The sequence below is a fragment of the Nosocomiicoccus ampullae genome, from assembly GCF_019357495.1.
Classification (GTDB): domain Bacteria; phylum Bacillota; class Bacilli; order Staphylococcales; family Salinicoccaceae; genus Nosocomiicoccus; species Nosocomiicoccus ampullae.
In genome coordinates, this window is sequence record NZ_CP079110.1 from 234,451 (window position 1) to 252,451 (window position 18,001).

20 protein-coding genes are annotated in these 18,001 nt (G+C 34.7%); 16 read left to right on the top strand and 4 right to left on the bottom strand.

All coding sequences use genetic code 11. The features are described from left to right. Positions 1 to 36: 36 nt before the first annotated feature. On the top strand, positions 37 to 1,095 hold the full coding sequence (locus KPF49_RS01245) for a siderophore ABC transporter substrate-binding protein (protein ID WP_183673257.1): 1,059 nt from the start codon (positions 37 to 39) through the stop codon (positions 1,093 to 1,095). 18 nt (positions 1,096 to 1,113) lie between these two features. Here KPF49_RS01245 and murB read toward each other — a convergent pair whose 3' ends face one another. After that, positions 1,114 to 2,037, bottom strand: coding sequence for a UDP-N-acetylmuramate dehydrogenase (gene murB, locus KPF49_RS01250; RefSeq protein ID WP_183673259.1), 924 nt, complete (start codon positions 2,035 to 2,037; stop codon positions 1,114 to 1,116). A 99-nt stretch (positions 2,038 to 2,136) separates the two neighbouring features. Between murB and KPF49_RS01255 the strand changes: the two genes are divergently transcribed. Further along, positions 2,137 to 3,030: an EMYY motif lipoprotein gene (locus tag KPF49_RS01255; RefSeq protein WP_183673261.1), complete on the top strand. Its 894-nt coding sequence runs from the start codon at positions 2,137 to 2,139 to the stop codon at positions 3,028 to 3,030. Between the two features lie 20 nt (positions 3,031 to 3,050). Here KPF49_RS01255 and KPF49_RS01260 read toward each other — a convergent pair whose 3' ends face one another. After that, complete coding sequence (locus KPF49_RS01260; RefSeq protein ID WP_183673263.1) at positions 3,051 to 3,281, bottom strand: hypothetical protein; 231 nt, start codon at positions 3,279 to 3,281, stop codon at positions 3,051 to 3,053. Between the two features lie 96 nt (positions 3,282 to 3,377). Here KPF49_RS01260 and ytxJ point away from each other — a divergent pair, with 96 nt between their 5' ends. After that, complete coding sequence (gene ytxJ / locus KPF49_RS01265) at positions 3,378 to 3,698, top strand: bacillithiol system redox-active protein YtxJ (RefSeq protein WP_183673265.1); 321 nt, start codon at positions 3,378 to 3,380, stop codon at positions 3,696 to 3,698. A gap of 30 nt (positions 3,699 to 3,728) precedes the next feature. Here the strand turns inward: ytxJ and KPF49_RS01270 are convergent, their stop codons facing one another. After that, positions 3,729 to 4,778, bottom strand: coding sequence for a GGDEF domain-containing protein (locus KPF49_RS01270; protein ID WP_183673267.1), 1,050 nt, complete (start codon positions 4,776 to 4,778; stop codon positions 3,729 to 3,731). A gap of 128 nt (positions 4,779 to 4,906) precedes the next feature. Here KPF49_RS01270 and KPF49_RS01275 point away from each other — a divergent pair, with 128 nt between their 5' ends. Further along, entirely contained in the window at positions 4,907 to 5,959 is a 1,053-nt protein-coding gene (locus KPF49_RS01275; protein WP_183673269.1) for a glycosyltransferase family 4 protein, read from the top strand. On the opposite strand, the gene KPF49_RS01280 is transcribed toward KPF49_RS01275, so the two are convergent. Further along, on the bottom strand, positions 5,956 to 6,591 hold the full coding sequence (locus KPF49_RS01280) for a YigZ family protein (protein ID WP_246562758.1): 636 nt from the start codon (positions 6,589 to 6,591) through the stop codon (positions 5,956 to 5,958). The genes KPF49_RS01275 and KPF49_RS01280 overlap by 4 nt on opposite strands. A 79-nt stretch (positions 6,592 to 6,670) precedes the next feature. Between KPF49_RS01280 and KPF49_RS01285 the strand changes: the two genes are divergently transcribed. The 12 genes from KPF49_RS01285 to KPF49_RS01340 all read left to right on the top strand — a co-directional run bounded on the left by KPF49_RS01285 (position 6,671) and on the right by KPF49_RS01340 (position 17,931). Next, positions 6,671 to 7,552 (top strand): DegV family protein, encoded by an 882-nt coding sequence (locus tag KPF49_RS01285; protein WP_183673274.1) that lies wholly within the window; start codon positions 6,671 to 6,673, stop codon positions 7,550 to 7,552. A 57-nt stretch (positions 7,553 to 7,609) separates the two neighbouring features. Further along, positions 7,610 to 8,866, top strand: coding sequence for a DEAD/DEAH box helicase family protein (locus KPF49_RS01290; protein ID WP_183673276.1), 1,257 nt, complete (start codon positions 7,610 to 7,612; stop codon positions 8,864 to 8,866). After that, positions 8,863 to 9,471 carry a ComF family protein gene (locus KPF49_RS01295; protein ID WP_183673278.1) on the top strand — a complete coding sequence of 203 codons (609 nt, stop codon included), beginning with the start codon at positions 8,863 to 8,865 and terminating at the stop codon, positions 9,469 to 9,471. The genes KPF49_RS01290 and KPF49_RS01295 overlap by 4 nt, the downstream gene beginning before the upstream one ends. 40 nt (positions 9,472 to 9,511) lie before the next feature. Further along, complete coding sequence (gene hpf, locus KPF49_RS01300) at positions 9,512 to 10,066, top strand: ribosome hibernation-promoting factor, HPF/YfiA family (RefSeq protein ID WP_221265220.1); 555 nt, start codon at positions 9,512 to 9,514, stop codon at positions 10,064 to 10,066. 108 nt (positions 10,067 to 10,174) lie between these two features. Next, positions 10,175 to 12,697, top strand: a complete 2,523-nt coding sequence (gene secA / locus KPF49_RS01305) for a preprotein translocase subunit SecA (protein ID WP_183673280.1) — start codon at positions 10,175 to 10,177, stop codon at positions 12,695 to 12,697. A gap of 10 nt (positions 12,698 to 12,707) precedes the next feature. Then, positions 12,708 to 13,815, top strand: a protein-coding gene (prfB, locus tag KPF49_RS01310; protein WP_183673282.1) for a peptide chain release factor 2 whose coding sequence is annotated in 2 segments (ribosomal slippage) — positions 12,708 to 12,779 and positions 12,781 to 13,815 — 1,107 coding nt in all. Because the reading frame shifts where the segments join, the coding sequence is not laid out codon by codon here. A gap of 84 nt (positions 13,816 to 13,899) precedes the next feature. Further along, complete coding sequence (locus KPF49_RS01315; RefSeq protein WP_183673284.1) at positions 13,900 to 14,220, top strand: c-type cytochrome; 321 nt, start codon at positions 13,900 to 13,902, stop codon at positions 14,218 to 14,220. 57 nt (positions 14,221 to 14,277) lie between these two features. Next, positions 14,278 to 14,598: a c-type cytochrome gene (locus tag KPF49_RS01320; RefSeq protein WP_183673287.1), complete on the top strand. Its 321-nt coding sequence runs from the start codon at positions 14,278 to 14,280 to the stop codon at positions 14,596 to 14,598. Positions 14,599 to 14,835: 237 nt separating this feature from the next. Beyond that, positions 14,836 to 16,410, top strand: coding sequence for a LysM peptidoglycan-binding domain-containing protein (locus KPF49_RS01325; protein WP_183673289.1), 1,575 nt, complete (start codon positions 14,836 to 14,838; stop codon positions 16,408 to 16,410). Positions 16,411 to 16,479: 69 nt separating this feature from the next. After that, entirely contained in the window at positions 16,480 to 17,055 is a 576-nt protein-coding gene (locus tag KPF49_RS01330) for a TlpA family protein disulfide reductase (protein ID WP_183673291.1), read from the top strand. 2 nt (positions 17,056 to 17,057) lie between these two features. Next, the gene (locus KPF49_RS01335) at positions 17,058 to 17,693 is read left to right on the top strand and encodes a YfbR-like 5'-deoxynucleotidase (RefSeq protein WP_183673293.1); all 636 of its coding nucleotides are present in this window, start codon (positions 17,058 to 17,060) and stop codon (positions 17,691 to 17,693) included. Next, positions 17,686 to 17,931, top strand: coding sequence for a DUF2198 family protein (locus tag KPF49_RS01340; RefSeq protein WP_246562760.1), 246 nt, complete (start codon positions 17,686 to 17,688; stop codon positions 17,929 to 17,931). The genes KPF49_RS01335 and KPF49_RS01340 overlap by 8 nt, the downstream gene beginning before the upstream one ends. Positions 17,932 to 18,001: the final 70 nt, after the last annotated feature.

Genomic DNA, 18,001 nt, shown 5'->3' on the forward strand with positions numbered 1-18,001 from the left:
ATTTAGTGGGGGCTAAATTTAGAAAGGAAAGTTTAAATGAACATTAAAAAATTATCAGCATTAGTTTTATTATTTTTAGGAATTATCGTGCTTTCAGCGTGTAGTAGTGATGCAACATCAGAAGAGAGTAGCGACGAAAGTAGCTCAGAAAAAGAAACAATTTCTTACGAAAATAAATTCGATATGAGATTAACAGACAAGCCGGATGGAGACACAGAAGCAGTCAATGAAACGATTGACGTCCCTAAAAACTCAGAAAAAGTCGTGTTATTAGATATTGGTGTAGCATCTACATTTGATGCACTTGACTTAGAAGATAATATTATTGGATTAACAAAAGGAGATAACAAGTCTTCATTAGGTGAAGACCTTGAAACTTTTAAAGATGACAAGTATGCAAATCTTGGTGGTTTAAAAGAGCCTGACTACGAAAAAATTGCAGAATTAGATCCAGAAATTATTATGACTGGTGCACGTCAAACAAATAAAGATACGATTGAAGAATTAAAAAAAGCTGCGCCTAATGCAGTAGTCATTAACGTTGCAGCACAATCAGATAATTTCTTTAACGATATTAAAGATATGACAAGCTTTATTGGTCAATTATACGACAAAGAAACAGAAGCAGATGAACTTAACAAAGAATTAGATGAAAAAATCGATGAAACTAATCAAGCAGTTAATGAAAATGATAAAACGATGATGTTCATCCAAACAAATGGTGGCGACTTATCACTTCATGGTCCAGGTGGACGCTATGATTACTTATATCATCCAATTGGATTTGAAGCATCTGGTGAAGAACCTGATCAAGAAAAAACAGCATCACACGGTAACCAAATTTCTTATGAGTACATCTCGAAACAAAATCCAGGTATCGTACTAGTTATGGATAGAGGTGCAGCGATTAGTAATGGTAAAGACGCAACTAAAGTTGACGTAATTAAAACAGATGTTACAAACAACGTTGATGCAGTTAAAGATGACAATATCTTTGAATTAGACTCAGTTAGATGGTACTTAAATTCTGGTGGTCATATTACAGCTATGAAGCAACTGGAAGAAATCGAAGAGATTTTAAGTGAAGTTAAATAATAAAAATCCGAATCAAGATTATTCTTGATTCGGATTTTTTGTATGTTCACCGATAATTCTTACTTCACGCTGTAACTCGACATCAAATTTCTCTTTAACAACTTTTTGAACGTAGTGAATTAATTCTTCGTAATCACTACCTGTACCGTTATCGATATTGACCATAAATCCAGCATGTTTTTTAGATACTTCAACACCACCAATTCGATGTCCTTGAAGTTTACTATCTTGAATAAGCTTTCCAGCAAAATGTCCCGGTGGTCTTTGGAACACTGATCCACATGACGGCAGTTCAAGTGGCTGTTTACTTTCACGTAATCGAGTGAGTTCTGTCATTACAGCATTGATTTCATCTATATTACCTTCAGCAAGCTTAAACGTTGCCTCGACGACTAAATATCCATTTTCTTGGACGATACTTTGTCTATATCCAAGGTGTAATTCATCGCGGTGAAGTGTTAGTAATTCACCTTCAGGTGTAACGACTTTAACTTCTTCTAGGCAGTCTTTTAGTTCACCACCATACGCACCAGCATTCATATACACAGCGCCCCCGACGCTACCAGGAATACCACAAGCAAACTCTAAACCAGTGAGTGATTCATCTCTTGCAAAGCGAGATACGTCGATAATTCGACTTCCACTACCAGCGATAATATAATCTCCTTCACGTTTAATGTCTTTTAGTTCTAGCGTATTTAAAACGATGCCTCGAATACCACCGTCACGAATAATTAAGTTAGAACCATTTCCTAGATACGTTAAAGGAATGTTATGTTCTCGCGCAAAATGGATAGTTTCCATTGCATCGTGTATATTATATACTGTAATATAGTAATCTGCGATACCGCCTGTGTGCGAGTACGTGTAGTTTTTTAAAGGTTCATTTACTTTAATAGAAGAACCATTTAGTTTTTCACGTAAGGATTTTTCAATATTCATAATTAAAGTCCTTTCTAAAATGAATCAATTACTATTATAAACATGTATATAAAAAAAGACTAGAATAACCATGCAGATTAAGAGGGGTGTAACTCTAGCATGTATAAGATATTTAAAGTCGCAACACTTTCAATAATTGTATTACTCCTTTGTGCGTGTCGTTCATCGTTAAGTAATGATCTCGAAATGTACGAATCTTCGATGAAAAAAATATATGCGCTCGATAAAAAGTATTATGAACATTTATCTGAAATAGATTTAGAAAAAATTGAACATGTCAGTACGAGAACTGAAAAAGATATTGAAAGAAGTGAAGTCGATAAGCTAAAGAAAAATATCGATGACAATCTTATTCCAATTTCTGAAGAGATGGTTGAAGAACTAGAAAAAATTGACATTACAAATGAAGAAATTAAAAAAATTCATAAAGACTATGCTGAAAGTATACATCTAAAAGAATCTTTTTCTAAAGAACTCGGAGCTGGTACAGATCTTTTCATTGCATATGAAGAATCGACAGATCAACTGATTAAAGACAGTGAAGCGGTGAGTGCTGCTAAAGAAGAGCGTCAAAGTATTATTCAAAAAGATCATTCTAAACAAGCGAACAATGAAATTGATGAAGTTATAGATATCGTCAACGAAAAAAGTAAAGAATTAGAAGACAACGTGACGTTACTTCAAGGTGATGACGATGCAGATGAAAAAGAAAGAATCGTAGAAGAAGTACTAATGCCAATTTTAGATGATCAAATCGAAAAGCTAAATCAACTGTCACTTGAAACAGATGATGCTAAAGCAGTGCGTAGTATGAGTCTAGAGATGTTTTACACGTTTAAGTCTTATTACCGTGAAAGAATTAATATCATTAAAATTTACGAAGAAGAGCAAGATATTCAAACTCAAAAAAGTATTTCTAAAATCGAGACGTTTAAAAAATTAGATGATACGTATCACGAAGAATTAAATAAATTAAAAGAAGAAACAAAATAAACTGCACGTCGTGCAGTTTATTATTTTTTATCGTTAAGTTGGTCATATGGATTGTCCATTTTACCTTCCCTAATTCGAGAAATGACAATATTTCTTGAAATTACTGTTACAATCCAAAAGGCAAATACGACGACAAAAATCCAAGAGACTAACGCATTGTTTTGAAAATCTAAAACAAATAAAAATACGATGATTAAAAGTGTAGCGTTAATCGTATCTAAAATTGTCCAGCGTTTTAATTCTTTAGGCACTATATTCACCCTTTCATATTGTTTTTATTGTATTTTAATTTGATTTTAACAATAAACCGTGATAAATTAATTAAAGTTAATAAGGAGTTGTTCAAGATGTTAACAAAGATAACATCAATCGAGTCATTTGACCGATTGCTCGAAGAGAAACCATACTTTTACTTTATGAAACATAGCGACACTTGTCCAATATCTGCGAGAGCATTTGATGAGTTTCAAAAGTTTCACTATGAACGTGATATCGATGGTTTTTATTTAGTCGTTCGAGAACATAGAGAACTTTCAAATTACATTGCTGAAAAATTTAATATTAAACATGAATCACCACAAGCATTTTACTTTGAAAATGGCGAAGTCAAGTGGCATGATTCTCATGGTAAGATAACAGTTCAAGCACTTGGAAGTGTTGAAGATTAAAGCAGGAATTTTATTCCTGCTTTTTTTTAATTATCCAATAGGTGCAAACATAATCCGGTTTTGCCCTTGTTTTTTTGCGGCAAACAGCATATTGTCCGCTTCACGAATAATATCTTTTTTGACGTTTTTATTTTCTGTTTTAAAGCCGATACCAATGGACACTGTCATGTTGATGACGTGTGTATTATCCACGTGAAATTTTGTTGATTCAACAGCATTTCGAATCGCTTCAGCGAGTCTCACAGTTTGGTCAAAAGAAATATCTGGAATCACCATTGAAAACTCTTCGCCTGTACTTCTAAATAACTTTCCACCAGTTGGGATGTGGTTATTTAATAAACGAGCGACTTGTTTAATCAACTGGTCTCCAGTTTCATAACCTTGCATATCGTTAAACAGTTTAAAGTTATCGATATCAATTAATAGAATACTGACTGTTTCATTCTTTTTAAATGCATCATCTATAAAACGATCGAGCATTCTTACGTTACCAAGACTAGTGAGTGAATCATAATACTGATATTTCTCTTGATTTATAAAATGAGTAAATATTTTGTCGATATCTTCGTACACTTTAATCACTAATATTGTTGCACATAATGAGAAAATGAAAAATGCAACTAACGTTTTGTCACTAATAGGTGTAACAAACGCGTATAATAAAATTAAGTAAATGACTGTAAATAAGCCACTGGATAATATCGTAACACTCATTTTCGGAGTTTTTATAAACGGCACGATCAATTGATACACAGTAATTAAAGCTAAAAATATGATGAACTGAACGAGGTCATATTGAAACAGAAAATAGTAAAACATAAAAACGATAACTACTGATAATAGCTTATACTGAATTTTGTTGTATAAGAATAATAAGAGCATCGGTATGTAGTAAAACGACAACGTCACATCACCAATATAGAGTGGAATGATGAGAGAAAATATAGCGAGTGTGGTCATCATTACACTTTGAAATAAGTTTTTATTTTTAACGCCTTTTCTAAAATAATATTGTAATCGGTAAAATACATATATGCCACTTATGATTAAAGCGATATTTAAGATGAATTTTAAAATCATTATTGAAACCGCCTTTCAAAAGTCCCGGTAATATTATACACCGTTTTAAGTGAAATAGAAATGAAGTGAGATGAGTATTTAAACGAAATTTATGATATAGTATATAAGAATAATTAGCAGGTGAGGGTATGTATACATTATTTCTTTTAATATTATCTGCAATCATATCTTTCATCGTTGCACCGATATTTATAAAACTGAGCTATAAGTTTGGATATGTAGATTATCCAAACCATAGAAAACAACATTCAAAACCGATGCCATTCTCAGGTGGTATATCGATATTTGTATCTTTTGTAATTACATTAATTATTGCGCGTCCAATGGAAGTAGAATATATGCCGATTATACTTGGTGGTGGATTAATCGTCCTTATTGGTATTATTGACGATAAGTATGATTTAAAACCAAGTGTAAAATTTATTGGCCAACTTGTCGTTATAACGATTCCAGTCATGTTTGGAATTGTCATTGATACGATTACTCCGTTTGGTATTACAGTAGACTTCGGAGTGTTTGCGATACCGTTTACTTATTTATGGATTGCGGTCATCATTAATGCGATTAACTTAATCGACGGTTTAGATGGTTTAGCATCTGGTGTAACGATCATTGCATTAGCAAGTATTGCAGTCATTGGTATTTTACAAAACAATATATTTGTCATGATGATTAGTGTGATATTAATCGGATCGACACTTGGAGTATTATATTATAATTTCTATCCGGCAAAATTATTTTTAGGCGATAACGGATCGATGTTTTTAGGTTACGTACTCGGTGTACTATCGATTTTAGGATTTAAAAATATTACGTTTTTCTCAATCTTATTCCCAATCATCATTTTAGGGGTGCCTTTTATCGATATTATATTTGCAGCAGTGAGACGTTATAGAGAAGGCGTATCATTAACGCGAGCAGATAGAGGGCATTTACATCATAAGTTGCAGTACTTAGGGTTCACACATCGTCAAAGTGTGATTTTACTATACTTTATGGCCGCATTATTTGCGATAGCGTCCGTAATTTTATATTTATCAACAATTACAGGTGCAGTATTAATTTGTTTACTACTGATATTATCTGTTGTCATAATCGTAGAAGCGACGGATTTAATTGGAACAAACCGCCGCCCAATTTTACGATTTGTTAAACGAATGTTTATATATATGTCTCGTTAAACGAGTGTGCGTTCTGCCATTTCTACTTCTGAAGTAGTCATCGTAAACGTATCACTCGTTATTTTTTGTAGTTCGCTTTCTACACTTTCTACTTTTTCTTCAGGAATGATGAGATCATAACTCACTTTGTCTGTATATTGTTGATTTCTAATTTCAATATTTTCTTGTTCTAAAAAGTATTCAAATCGACTTGTAAACGTATAGTCAAGTAACACTGTTGCAGGTATCATCGGAACAAGATATACTTTACCACTCGCTTTTACTGCTTCAGCAGCCCCACTTGAATACGCGCGAATTAAACCACCTGCACCAAGTTTTATTCCCCCGAAATAACGCGTAACAACGACAGTCGTGTTGTATAATTCTTCACGCTTTAATACTTCTAAAATAGGAATTCCAGCAGTTCCTTGTGGTTCGCCATCGTCATCTGCACGCTGGATGAGTGCGTTCTCTCCGATAATATACGCACTACAATTATGCGTAGCGTCACGGTGTTTTTCTTTAATTGTATCAATAAATTCTTTTGCGTCGTCTTCAGTTTCAGTACGTGCAATATAAGATATAAAAGTTGAACGTTTAATATCTATTTCTGTCGACGTGTCTAGTTTATTCATATAAATTTGTTCCATCATTTACACCTCTTTAAAACAGTTTAACATAGGGTGATTTTAGTGTACTATATAATGGAGTGCTAATATGTGAGGGATATATATGAAAATAGCAGTTGTTGTAGATTCAACATCATACTTATCAGATGAAATTAAACGTAGAAATAACATTTATACGATACCTTTAAATACGATTTTCGACGATGAAATTTACAGAGAAGACATTGATATTACTCCAGAGGAATTTTACGACAAAATGCGAGACCGTGAGGAACTTCCAACGACGAGTCAACCTTCGATTGGAGATTATATTATTTTACTTGAAGATCTTCATAAAAAAGGGTACACAGATGTAATCAGTTTACATCTATCAGGAAATATTAGTGGAACAATTCAAAACGCAGTTGCAGCAGGACAAAGCGTTGATGGCATAGAAGTTCATCCGATAGATTCTGATATCGCTTGTACGCCTCTTGGATTACTTGCAGTCTATGCCGCACAGCAAAAAGATAAATTACCACTGGATGAATTGTTAGAAAGACTCGAACGTTTTAAATCGAAAGAATTTATTGATTCATATTTTGTTGTAGATGATTTAACAAATTTAAAAAAAGGTGGACGTCTATCAAACGCACAAGCTTTTGTTGGGCAACTTTTAAAAATAAAGCCAATTTTACGATTTGAAGATGGTAAAATTGTCGCGATTCAAAAAATACGCACAAAGAAAAAAGCGTTAAATACTGTAGTGGGCCTTATTAAAGATACAATCGATAGACAAAATGTTGAAAATGAAGCAGTCACTTTAACAGTAATTCACGCGAATATCGATGACGAAGCGGATGAGTTTATAAAAGAGTTAGAAGCACACTTTAAAGGTGCAACAGTACTAAAAAGTCACTTCGGTCCAGTAATTGGTACGCATTTAGGAGAAAAAGCAATCGGAGTTGCAATTACATCATTCAATGCTGATATTACAGGATTCTAAATTAAAATAATCATTTAACACGCAGCTTATTAGTTGCGTGTTTTTTATGGAGAATATATGAAATTTACGAGAAATATAGATGCAAAAGTTTACGCAGAATGTGGTGTTGTTAAGGACAGATATAAATACAAATGTGTACGTTGTGGAAATAGTAATCATGGACTTTTTTATACGTACACTGACTACTACGGTGAAGTCACGTACTGTTTAAGGTGTGTAAATTTAGGTCGGAGCGACTCTCGAACACCTTTAAGAGTAGTTGAACCATCAAGATACCGAGAATTAATCGCATACAAATTATCGTTTCAATTAAATAAAGAACAACAATACGCACAAGAAAGAATCGTTGACGCAATTAAACATCATCATGATTTGATGATCTATGCTGTAACAGGTGCTGGTAAAACCGAAATTACGTTTCGTGGAATTCAATTTGCGAGAAGTCTTGGTATGAACGTATTATTCGTCTCACCGCGTGTAGATGTAATCCGTGAAATCTATTTAAGACTTACGGACGCATTTAAAAATGCGAGAATCGACTTACTATATGGCGATGAAAAAATTGAAGCGGATTTTGTATTTACCGTTTCAACAGTTCATCAATTATATAACTTTAGAAATCATTATGACGTTATTATCGTTGACGAAGTCGATGCTTTTCCGTTAACAAAGGATCAGTTACTAAAAACACAAATCGACAAAGCCAAAACGGATAGTGGAGTCATTATATATTTAACCGCAACACCAGAAGCTTCACTCATTCGTAAAGTGAAAAAAGAAAATATCGTTTCAATTACGCGCCGTTATCACAAAGAACCACTCGTCATGCCTGAAGTTTATTATACAAATATAAAAAAGACGTTAAGGAAAAAGAAGTTACCAGAAATATTTTTAAGCCGATTGAGAGAATCACTCGCACCTCGTAATAGAAAAGTTTTTATTTTTGTGCCGAATATTGATTTGTTAGTACCAATGAAAGAAGTATTAAATAAGGAATTTGAAAAAGTGGAAACGATTTTTAGTGGAGATCCATTAAGGAAAGAAAAAATCGACCGCATGCGTAATGGTGAAATTGACATTATGATTACGACGACAATTCTTGAAAGAGGTGTGACATTTAAACGACTTGATGTATTCGTCGTGCACGGTGAATATTTTGATGATACGTCACTCATACAAATTGCAGGACGCGCAGGAAGAAAGTTAGAAGATACTAAAGGTAACGTCTACATTTTTACAAAATACAATACACGAGGGATTATGAAAGCGAGAGAAAAAACATTTCAATTTAATAAAGGAAAAGTGAAATTATGAATTGCTTACATTGTCATGAATTAATTATAGAGAATATTCATTTAGTTAATATATTTCAAAAACAACCATTAATATGTCATAGATGTTTAGATGAGTATGAAGCGTTAAGAGTAAACGAGAAGTTTAACTTTAATGGTATGAACGTCCATGCACTTTTTAATTATGAAGGTATTGTAAAGCGAATGTTGAGACGCTATAAATTCCAAGGTGATGCGGTGCAATCTAAAGTTATTGCGATGTTTATAAAATCACATTTACGGTTATATGAAATAGTAGTACCGGTTCCAATTTCAGATGTTCGGTTAAAAGAACGTGGCTTTAATCAAGTGACGAAAATATTAGACGAATTAAATGTAAAATATACAGATTGTTTAACGTCAAGTAGAGTGAAACGACAATCAGAAATGTCTAAAATTGACCGAGAAAATGAAAAGAACCCATTCAGTTTAAAGGACGGGAATATTTGCATAAAAAACAAGTCGATATTAATCATCGACGACATTTTCACTACAGGTGAAACAGTGCGCCAAGTTGCAGAAATACTTAGGCACGAACAGCCGAAGTCAATGGATGTGTTAACGTTTTCTATATCTAGAAAACTTTGATATAATTTAAGTAAGAAGAGAACATTAGGAGGTTTTCATCATGATTAGAGTTGAAATAAGAGGAGAAAACATCGAGGTTACTGACGCGATTCGTACATTTATTGAAGATAAAGTCAATAAGTTAGACCGCTATTTCAGCGATGACCGAGACGTTTTTGCTCATGCGAACATCAAAACTTACCAAAACAAAATGGGTAAAGTAGAAATTACTGTACCAATGAAAGGTTTAACATTACGTGCTGAAGAAAGACACGACGACTTATATGTTGCAGTCGATGCGGTCGTTGAAAAGTTAGAACGTCAAATTAGAAAACATAAAACAAAAATTAACCGTAAGTTCCGTGAACAAGATGAGAATCACGTGGACTTATTCCAAGTATTAAATGATCAAGAGGAAGAAGAGTCAAACGAAGATGAAATCAAAGTAGTGAAATCTAAAGAATTCACTTTAAAACCAATGGATGCTGAAGAAGCAATTCTTCAAATGAACATGCTCGGTCATGATTTCTTCGTATTTAATGACCGTTATACTGAATCTACAAGTATCGTATATAAACGTAAAGACGGTAAATATGGTTTAATTGAAACAAACTAATTGTTATAGCCTCTAGTACACACTAGGGGCTTTTTGTGTGTAAACTTTTATTTTCATAGAAATATTTGGTAAAATATAGTGATAATGATTTTATAAGGAGATATATCGATGAGCATTTTGCGTAAAATATTCGATGGCAATAAACGCGAACTCAAATCTCTAGAAAAAGAGATGGAAAAAGTGACTGCGTTAGAAGATGTATATCGCGCATACTCTGACGCTGAGCTTCAAGCGGAGACGGAAAAGTTTAAAGCACAATTAGCTGAACATAGTGACAATATAAAAAAACAAGAAGAAATATTAAATAAAATTTTACCAGAAGCATTCGCGGTCGTACGTGAAGCTTCTACGCGTACACTCGGTTTAAAACCGTATCCAGTCCAAATTATGGGCGGAATTGCGCTTCATAAAGGTGACATCGCAGAGATGAAAACTGGTGAAGGTAAGACGTTAACAGCGACGATGCCCGTGTATTTAAACGCATTAACTGGGCGCGGTGTACACGTTATTACAGTTAACGAGTATTTATCTTCAGTACAAAGTGAAGAAATGGCGCAACTATATAACTTTTTAGGTTTAACAGTTGGACTAAACTTAAATCAAAAAAATAGTGAAGAGAAACGTGAAGCATATAACTGTGATATTACGTATACGACAAATAACGAACTCGGATTCGATTACTTAAGAGACAATATGGTCGCGTACAAAAAAGATCGTGTTCAAAAACCATTAAATTACTGCGTGGTGGACGAAGTCGACTCTATTTTAATCGACGAAGCACGTACACCGTTAATTATTTCAGGACAAGCAGACGAGAGAGTCACTGAGTATCAGCAAGCACAATTATTTGTAACGACACTTAAAAAAGAACAAGACTTTACGTATGACGTGCGTAAAAATACGATTCTTTTAACAGAAGACGGTATGACAAAAGCCGAAAAATGGTTTAAATTAGATAATCTTTACGACGTAAAAAACGTTGCGATTCTCCACCATATTAACCAAGCATTAAAAGCAAATTACACAATGGAAAGAAACGTAGACTACGTCGTGAATGACGGAGAAGTTTTAATCGTCGATAAATTTACAGGACGTACGATGCCAGGACGTAGATTTTCTGAGGGGCTTCACCAAGCGCTAGAAGCTAAAGAAGCAGTTGAAATTCAAAGAGAATCTAAAACACTCGCATCAATTACGTTCCAAAACTTCTTTAGACTATACAACAAACTCTCAGGGATGACGGGTACAGCAAAAACTGAAGAAGAAGAATTTTTAGATATTTACAACATGCGCGTGACACAAATTCCAACCAACCGTCCGGTTCAGCGTGAAGACTTAAACGATAGAATTTACTCTACAAAAGACAATAAGTTTAAAGCTGTTGTTGATGAAGTTGTTGAGCGTTATAAAAAAGGGCAACCGGTTTTAATCGGTACAGTTGCGGTTGAAACGTCAGAAATTATTTCGAATTTACTTCGTAAAGCTGGCGTACGCCATAACGTCTTAAACGCTAAAAACCACGAGCAAGAAGCACAAATCGTTGAAGATGCTGGTCAGCGCGGTCAAGTGACGATCGCAACGAACATGGCTGGTCGTGGTACGGATATTAAACTCGGTGAAGGTGTTAGAGAACTTGGTGGTCTTGCGGTGATCGGTACAGAACGTCACGAATCACGTCGTATTGACGATCAGCTGCGCGGACGTTCTGGGCGTCAAGGTGACGTTGGAATCAGTACGTTTTATTTATCACTTGAAGATGACTTAATGAAGCGATTTGGTTCAGAGCGTATTCAAGGAATGATGGAAAAACTTGGTATGCAAGACGAAATGTTAGAAAGTAAATTTATTACGCGTAATGTTGAGTCTGCACAAAAACGTGTCGAAGGAAATAACTTCGATGCACGTAAACGTGTATTAGAATATGACGAAGTGCTAAGAACACAACGTGAAATTATATATGGTGAACGTAACGAGATTATCGATAAACAAGATGTTAGAGATTTACTTCATGGTATGATTGATAGCTCTATTGAACGTACAGTCAGTTACTATAACGATAATTCTGAAATGACAGATTACGAGACGTTTAAAGAATTACTCGAACAATATTACGTCCAAGAAGACGATATTTCACTCGATGATTTAGAAGGACATTCCACTGAAGAGATTATTACTCTCGTAAAAGAAAAAGCATACGAAGAATTAAATAGAAAAGAAGAAATTTTAACTTCTGAACGTATGCGTCAATTCGAGCGAATGATGATGTTACGTACGATTGACCAAAAATGGACAGAACATATCGATTCTATGGACCAACTACGTACAGGAATTCACTTAAGATCTTACGGACAAATTAACCCGTTAAGAGAATATCAAAACGAAGGTCTAGAGATGTTTGAAAACATGATGGATGCTATCGAAGACGATGTGTCTCGTATGACATTAAAAACTGAAGTTCAAACAGATGAAGAAATTAGACGTGAACAAGTTGTTGATAAAAACAAAATGCAAGCATCTGACGGTAAAAAGAAAGTCAAAAAACAACCGGTTAGAAAAAAACAAACTGTCGGTCGAAATGATCCATGTCCATGTGGATCAGGTAAAAAATATAAAAACTGCCACGGTGCGTAAGGTGATTTAAATGGAAATTAGTGAAATTAAAAGTTTTATAAATGACATGCATGACAAGCTAGAAAAATTTAGGGGGTCTCTTTGACTTAGAAGAAAAAGAGACTCAAATTAGAGAATATGAAGAAAAAATGGTCGACCCAACATTTTGGGACGACCCAGACAAAGCAAATGAAATCATTGAAAAGAATAATCAGTTAAAAAAAGTGGTCGACGGATTTAATACGCTAGAATCTGAAGTGAATGATATTGAAGTATCATTAGAATTATTAGCTGAAGAAGATGATGATGACTTAAAAGAAATGATGGAAGCAACAATCGAAGACGTTAATGATAAATCAAAAGAATTTGAATTAAATATTCTTTTAAGTGAAGATCACGATGGTGAAGACGCAATTCTAGAGCTTCACCCGGGTGCAGGTGGGACTGAAGCACAAGACTGGGCAGATATGCTGTTAAGAATGTATAACCGTTTTATTGAAGATGAAGGCTTTAAAGTAGAAACATTAAACTATTTAGCTGGCGATGAGGCAGGAGTTAAAAGTGTGACGCTGAGTGTGAAAGGACCATTTGCTTATGGATTATTAAAAGGTGAAAAAGGTGTTCACAGACTCGTGCGTATTTCACCGTTTGATTCATCTGGACGTAGACATACGTCATTTGTATCTTGTGAAGTTACACCTCAATTTAAAGACTCGGATATCAATATCGAAGTGAACCAAGAAGATATTTCAATCGATACGTACCGAGCAAGTGGTGCTGGTGGTCAGCACGTTAACACAACAGACTCAGCAGTTAGAATTACTCACCATCCGACAGGAGTTGTTGTGACGTGTCAAAACGAACGTTCACAAATTAAAAACCGTGAAACTGCAATGAAAATGCTAAAGTCAAAACTGTATCAGTTAGAGCTTGAAAAGCAACAAGAAGAAATTTCAAAATTAAAAGGTGAACAAAAAGAAATCGGATGGGGATCTCAAATTCGTTCGTATGTGTTCCATCCATATTCAATGATTAAAGATCACCGTACAAATTATGAAGTCGGTAACGTCGACAAAGTGATGGACGGAGATTTAATGCCATTTATAGATAGTTATTTACGCTGGCATTTAAATATGTAAATACAATTATTATAAAAAGTGTTTATTTCTGTTAGAATATAGGTATAGTATTTTATACTAAAAAATTTATTAGGGGTGGACACAATGAAAAAGTACTTATCAACATTTTTATTAGGTTCAACGTTAGTTCTAGCAGCATGCGGCGGGGGCGATGATGCTACAGATAACGATTCAGACAATGCAGATTCAGGGGATGCACAAGCTGGTGAAGAAATTGCTAAAGATAACTGTCAATCATGTCACGGTAGTGACTTCACAGGTGCAACTGGCCCAGCATTAGCAGGTACTGACTTAAGTAAAGACGAATTTGCTGACACAGTTAAAAATGGTAAAGGACAAATGCCAGCATTCGAAAGTCTTTCAGATGATGAAATTGATGACTTATACAATTACTTTCAAGAATAATAATTAGTTATAAGCTTTGTCTACGGGCAAAGCTTTTTTACATAGTTGGTGATATATATGAAAAAATTTATATTTGGTCTTTCGGCGATCGTTATTTTGTCAGCATGTAATTCTGACGGTGCGGAAGAATCCGTGAGTAAAAATGCATCTGACATGCATAGAGGAGAAATTGTTTATAAACAAACTTGTATTGGTTGCCACGGTGAAGATTTAAAAGGACGCGGAAGTAGTGGTAAAGACTTGTCTCATATCGGAAGCGAGAAATCTCCGGAATATATACGATCAGTGATTGAAAACGGCACAAGAAGTATGCCCAGTAATTTAGTCGAAGGTGAAGATTTAGATGCTGTTGTTGAGTGGTTGTCAGAGCAAAAATAGTATAAGAAATATTACATAAACACTAGGCACTGTTACATACAGCGCCTTTTTGTTATGGCGATATAACTATTCTATTACAGTTATGTTACAAAGAGTATTTCACGATTTTTCTATGTTATAGTTCTAATTACGTTAGATTTTTATGAACTAATTGATTAAATTAACCGTACATATTTTTAGAAACTTTATATATTGAATTAAAAACTATTTGATAGAACGCAGGAGGAAATCGATACTATGAAAAAGACAGTATTTTCAGTTGCAACTATTACAGCATTAACAGGTACATCATTAACAGCTAACGCTGAAGAAGTTATTGTAAAAGAAGGCGACACTCTTTGGGGTATTGCTAACGAAGTTGGAACTACAGTAGAGGCGCTTAAACAAGCAAATAACCTTAAGAGTGACTTAATTAAACCTGAAGACGTATTAACTTATGACTTAGATGCAGAAGTTACATACGAAGAAGATGCAGAAGGTTCATACACTGTAAGATCAGGTGACACATTATGGTCAATCGCTGAACAATTTGGTGTATCTTTAGATGAGTTATATGCATTAAACAACTTATCTTCAGACTTAATTCATCCAGGACTTGTGTTAAACGTTGGTGGAGAAGTTGCATCAGCACCAGCTGTTAACGAAGTAGAAGTCGAAGAAGTTGAAAAAGTAGAATTACCAGCTGAAAACGCTGAAGTCGAAGAAGTAGAAGTACCAGCAGCTTCAGGTGCATATGTTGTAGAAGCAGGCGATACACTTTACTCAATCGCTAGAGCAACAGGCGTATCAATCGATGAGTTAAAAGCACTAAACGGATTATCAAGTGATTTAATTACAGTTGGACAAGTACTTGTATTAGAAGGTGCAGTCGAAGAAGTAGAAGTTGTAGAAGAGAACAACGACGTTGAAGCTGTAGAAGAAGACAACGTAGTAGTCGAAGAAGTTACTGAAGAAGCAAACTCAGAAGACGCAGTAGAAACTGAAGAAATTGTAGAAGAAAACAACGAAGTTGAAGTAGCTGAAGAATCACAAAATGTTAATGAAGAAGCAGAAGCTGAAGTTAGAAACGCGGCACAAGCTGTAAAAGAAGCAGAGCGTGCAGAACAAGAACGTGTAGAAGCTGAACGTGCTGAAGCTGCTCAAGCAGTAGCAGAAGCAGAGCGCGCTGAACAAGAGCGTGTAGAAGCAGAACGCGCAGCAGCAGCTAAAGCTGTAGAGGAAGCAGAACGCGCTGAACAAGAACGTGTTGCAGCAGAGCGTGCAGCAGCTGAACAAGCTGAAGCAGAGCGTCTTGCAGCAGAACGTGCAGAAGCTAAACGTGCAGCACAAGCAGTAGCAGAAGCAGAGCGTGCAGAACAAGAGCGTCTTGCAGCAGAACAAGAAGCTCAACAAGCTCAACAAGCTGAGCAACAAAATCAACCAGCAGCATCAGCTCCTGTGAACAACGCTTCACAAAACTTTGCTGGACAAACGAACCATTATTTATACGGTTGGTGTGCATGGTATGCATTTGAACAACGTGCAGCTCTTGGTAAACCTGTAAGTAACATGTGGGGAGACGCAAACAACTGGGCAGCAAGTGCTTCAGCTGATGGATTTACAGTAAGTAATTCACCTTCAGTTGGTGCAATTGCACAAAGTTACGCTGGATCTAACGGTGCGGGTGGCTCTGGTCACGTTGCGATCGTTGAATCTATCCACGGTGACGGTTCAATTACAGTTTCAGAAATGGGATGGAATGGTAGCGTTGGAACTGCTACGTATCGTACAATTCCAGCATCACAAGTTTCATCACATAACTTTATTCACTAATATATAAGTAATTTAAGCACCCGAAAGGGTGCTTTTTTAATATAATAAAATAGATAAGGGGGTAAAAGGTTGAGTAAATCGATTAAAGTGTTAATAGGTATTGTCTTATTTTTAATTGTAGCGTTTAGTATATATACAGTGATTACGTTTTCTAGTGACGTTTTAAAAGAAGAAGAGGCAAGTAAAATATCCGATAATGAATCAGTTAAAAATGATAAAGCAGAGGGTGCACAGTTAAATGAGTATGACTTTAATGCTGTCACTGGAGATGAGAGTTTAGAAAGCATTATTAAGAATAACGAAGTCACAGTTGTGAATCTCTTTGCCTCTTGGTGTAATCCTTGCCGGAATGAGACACCGGACTTAAATGACTTTTATAAAAAAGAGTTACCAGATAATACAATGCTTGTTGGATTAAATGTACAAGATAACAAAAAGTCGAGAGATCAGTTTCTAGAAGAATTTGACGTTCAATATCCAATTTATAATGTGAAAGATGAAAAAGATTTTATGACAGATTTACAACTTATTATTATCCCGACAACACTTTTTGTTGATAGTGATGGTAAAATAGTTAAAACATATGTTGGAGAAATATCGAAAAAGACGTTAGATAGTTATATTCAATATGTAAAGGATGAGTAATTATGGGAGTCCATCAGTACTTTAAAAGTTTGAATGATTTAGAAATGCTTACACGCTTGCCGGGTAAGTTTAAGTTTCAACAGCATAACGTTGCTGCACATAGTTTTAAAGTAACAAAAATTGCACAATACCTTGGAACAGTTGAAGAACATCACGGTCAACATGTGGATTGGAAAACATTATATGAAAAGGCGTTAAATCACGACTATCCAGAAATATTTACTGGAGATATTAAAACTCCGGTGAAGTATTCTTCGATAGAGTTAAATAATCTTTTTTCAAAAGTGGAAGAAACAATGACTGTTAGCTTTATTGAAAAAGAATTTCCAGAAGAATATAAAGAAATCTACCGAAATCGTTTTAAAGAAGGTAAAGATAGTAGTCTTGAAGGACAAATACTTTCTGTCGCTGACAAGATAGACTTACTATATGAATCTTATGGTGAAATCCAAAAAGGAAATCCCGAACCATTATTTTTCGAAATATACGAAGAAGCACTCGGCACAATTAAACGATTCGACCATCTCGTTTCAGTTCAAGATTTTTTAGACAATATTTTAGTAGAAATGACTGAAGAGCATACAATTCCTGAGTCTGAATTAAAAAATATTACAAAAGAGATTTTAGATAGTGAATAACTTAGATGTATTTTGGTACATGATGGCAATGATAGTTCCTGCGTTTACTGTTGTTTTATTTACAACAATTACGAGGAATCGTTACGTTGCGATTGTGTTGACGTTTATAATGTTTGCAATATCTATGAGTCGTGGCTATTATAATTCAGATTGGGTCATATATCTCGATGCATTAAGTATTGTGATTGGGTATATATTAGTTGAAGTTTACAATTTAGATCATAAAGATGATATATAAGAAATGACAAACACGCGTTCGGTCATTTCTTTTTTATTTCTAGAAAAATCATGTAAAATAGATATAAGAC

Coding starts and splice junctions, on each gene's coding strand:
- KPF49_RS01245 (WP_183673257.1), top strand. CDS start 37: ATGAACATTAAAAAATTATCAGCATTAGTTTTATTATTTTTAGGAATT.
- murB (WP_183673259.1), bottom strand. CDS start 2,037: ATGAATATTGAAAAATCCTTACGTGAAAAACTAAATGGTTCTTCTATT.
- KPF49_RS01255 (WP_183673261.1), top strand. CDS start 2,137: ATGTATAAGATATTTAAAGTCGCAACACTTTCAATAATTGTATTACTC.
- ytxJ (WP_183673265.1), top strand. CDS start 3,378: ATGTTAACAAAGATAACATCAATCGAGTCATTTGACCGATTGCTCGAA.
- KPF49_RS01270 (WP_183673267.1), bottom strand. CDS start 4,778: ATGATTTTAAAATTCATCTTAAATATCGCTTTAATCATAAGTGGCATA.
- KPF49_RS01275 (WP_183673269.1), top strand. CDS start 4,907: ATGTATACATTATTTCTTTTAATATTATCTGCAATCATATCTTTCATC.
- KPF49_RS01280 (WP_246562758.1), bottom strand. CDS start 6,591: ATGATGGAACAAATTTATATGAATAAACTAGACACGTCGACAGAAATA.
- KPF49_RS01285 (WP_183673274.1), top strand. CDS start 6,671: ATGAAAATAGCAGTTGTTGTAGATTCAACATCATACTTATCAGATGAA.
- KPF49_RS01290 (WP_183673276.1), top strand. CDS start 7,610: ATGAAATTTACGAGAAATATAGATGCAAAAGTTTACGCAGAATGTGGT.
- KPF49_RS01295 (WP_183673278.1), top strand. CDS start 8,863: ATGAATTGCTTACATTGTCATGAATTAATTATAGAGAATATTCATTTA.
- hpf (WP_221265220.1), top strand. CDS start 9,512: ATGATTAGAGTTGAAATAAGAGGAGAAAACATCGAGGTTACTGACGCG.
- secA (WP_183673280.1), top strand. CDS start 10,175: ATGAGCATTTTGCGTAAAATATTCGATGGCAATAAACGCGAACTCAAA.
- KPF49_RS01315 (WP_183673284.1), top strand. CDS start 13,900: ATGAAAAAGTACTTATCAACATTTTTATTAGGTTCAACGTTAGTTCTA.
- KPF49_RS01320 (WP_183673287.1), top strand. CDS start 14,278: ATGAAAAAATTTATATTTGGTCTTTCGGCGATCGTTATTTTGTCAGCA.
- KPF49_RS01325 (WP_183673289.1), top strand. CDS start 14,836: ATGAAAAAGACAGTATTTTCAGTTGCAACTATTACAGCATTAACAGGT.
- KPF49_RS01335 (WP_183673293.1), top strand. CDS start 17,058: ATGGGAGTCCATCAGTACTTTAAAAGTTTGAATGATTTAGAAATGCTT.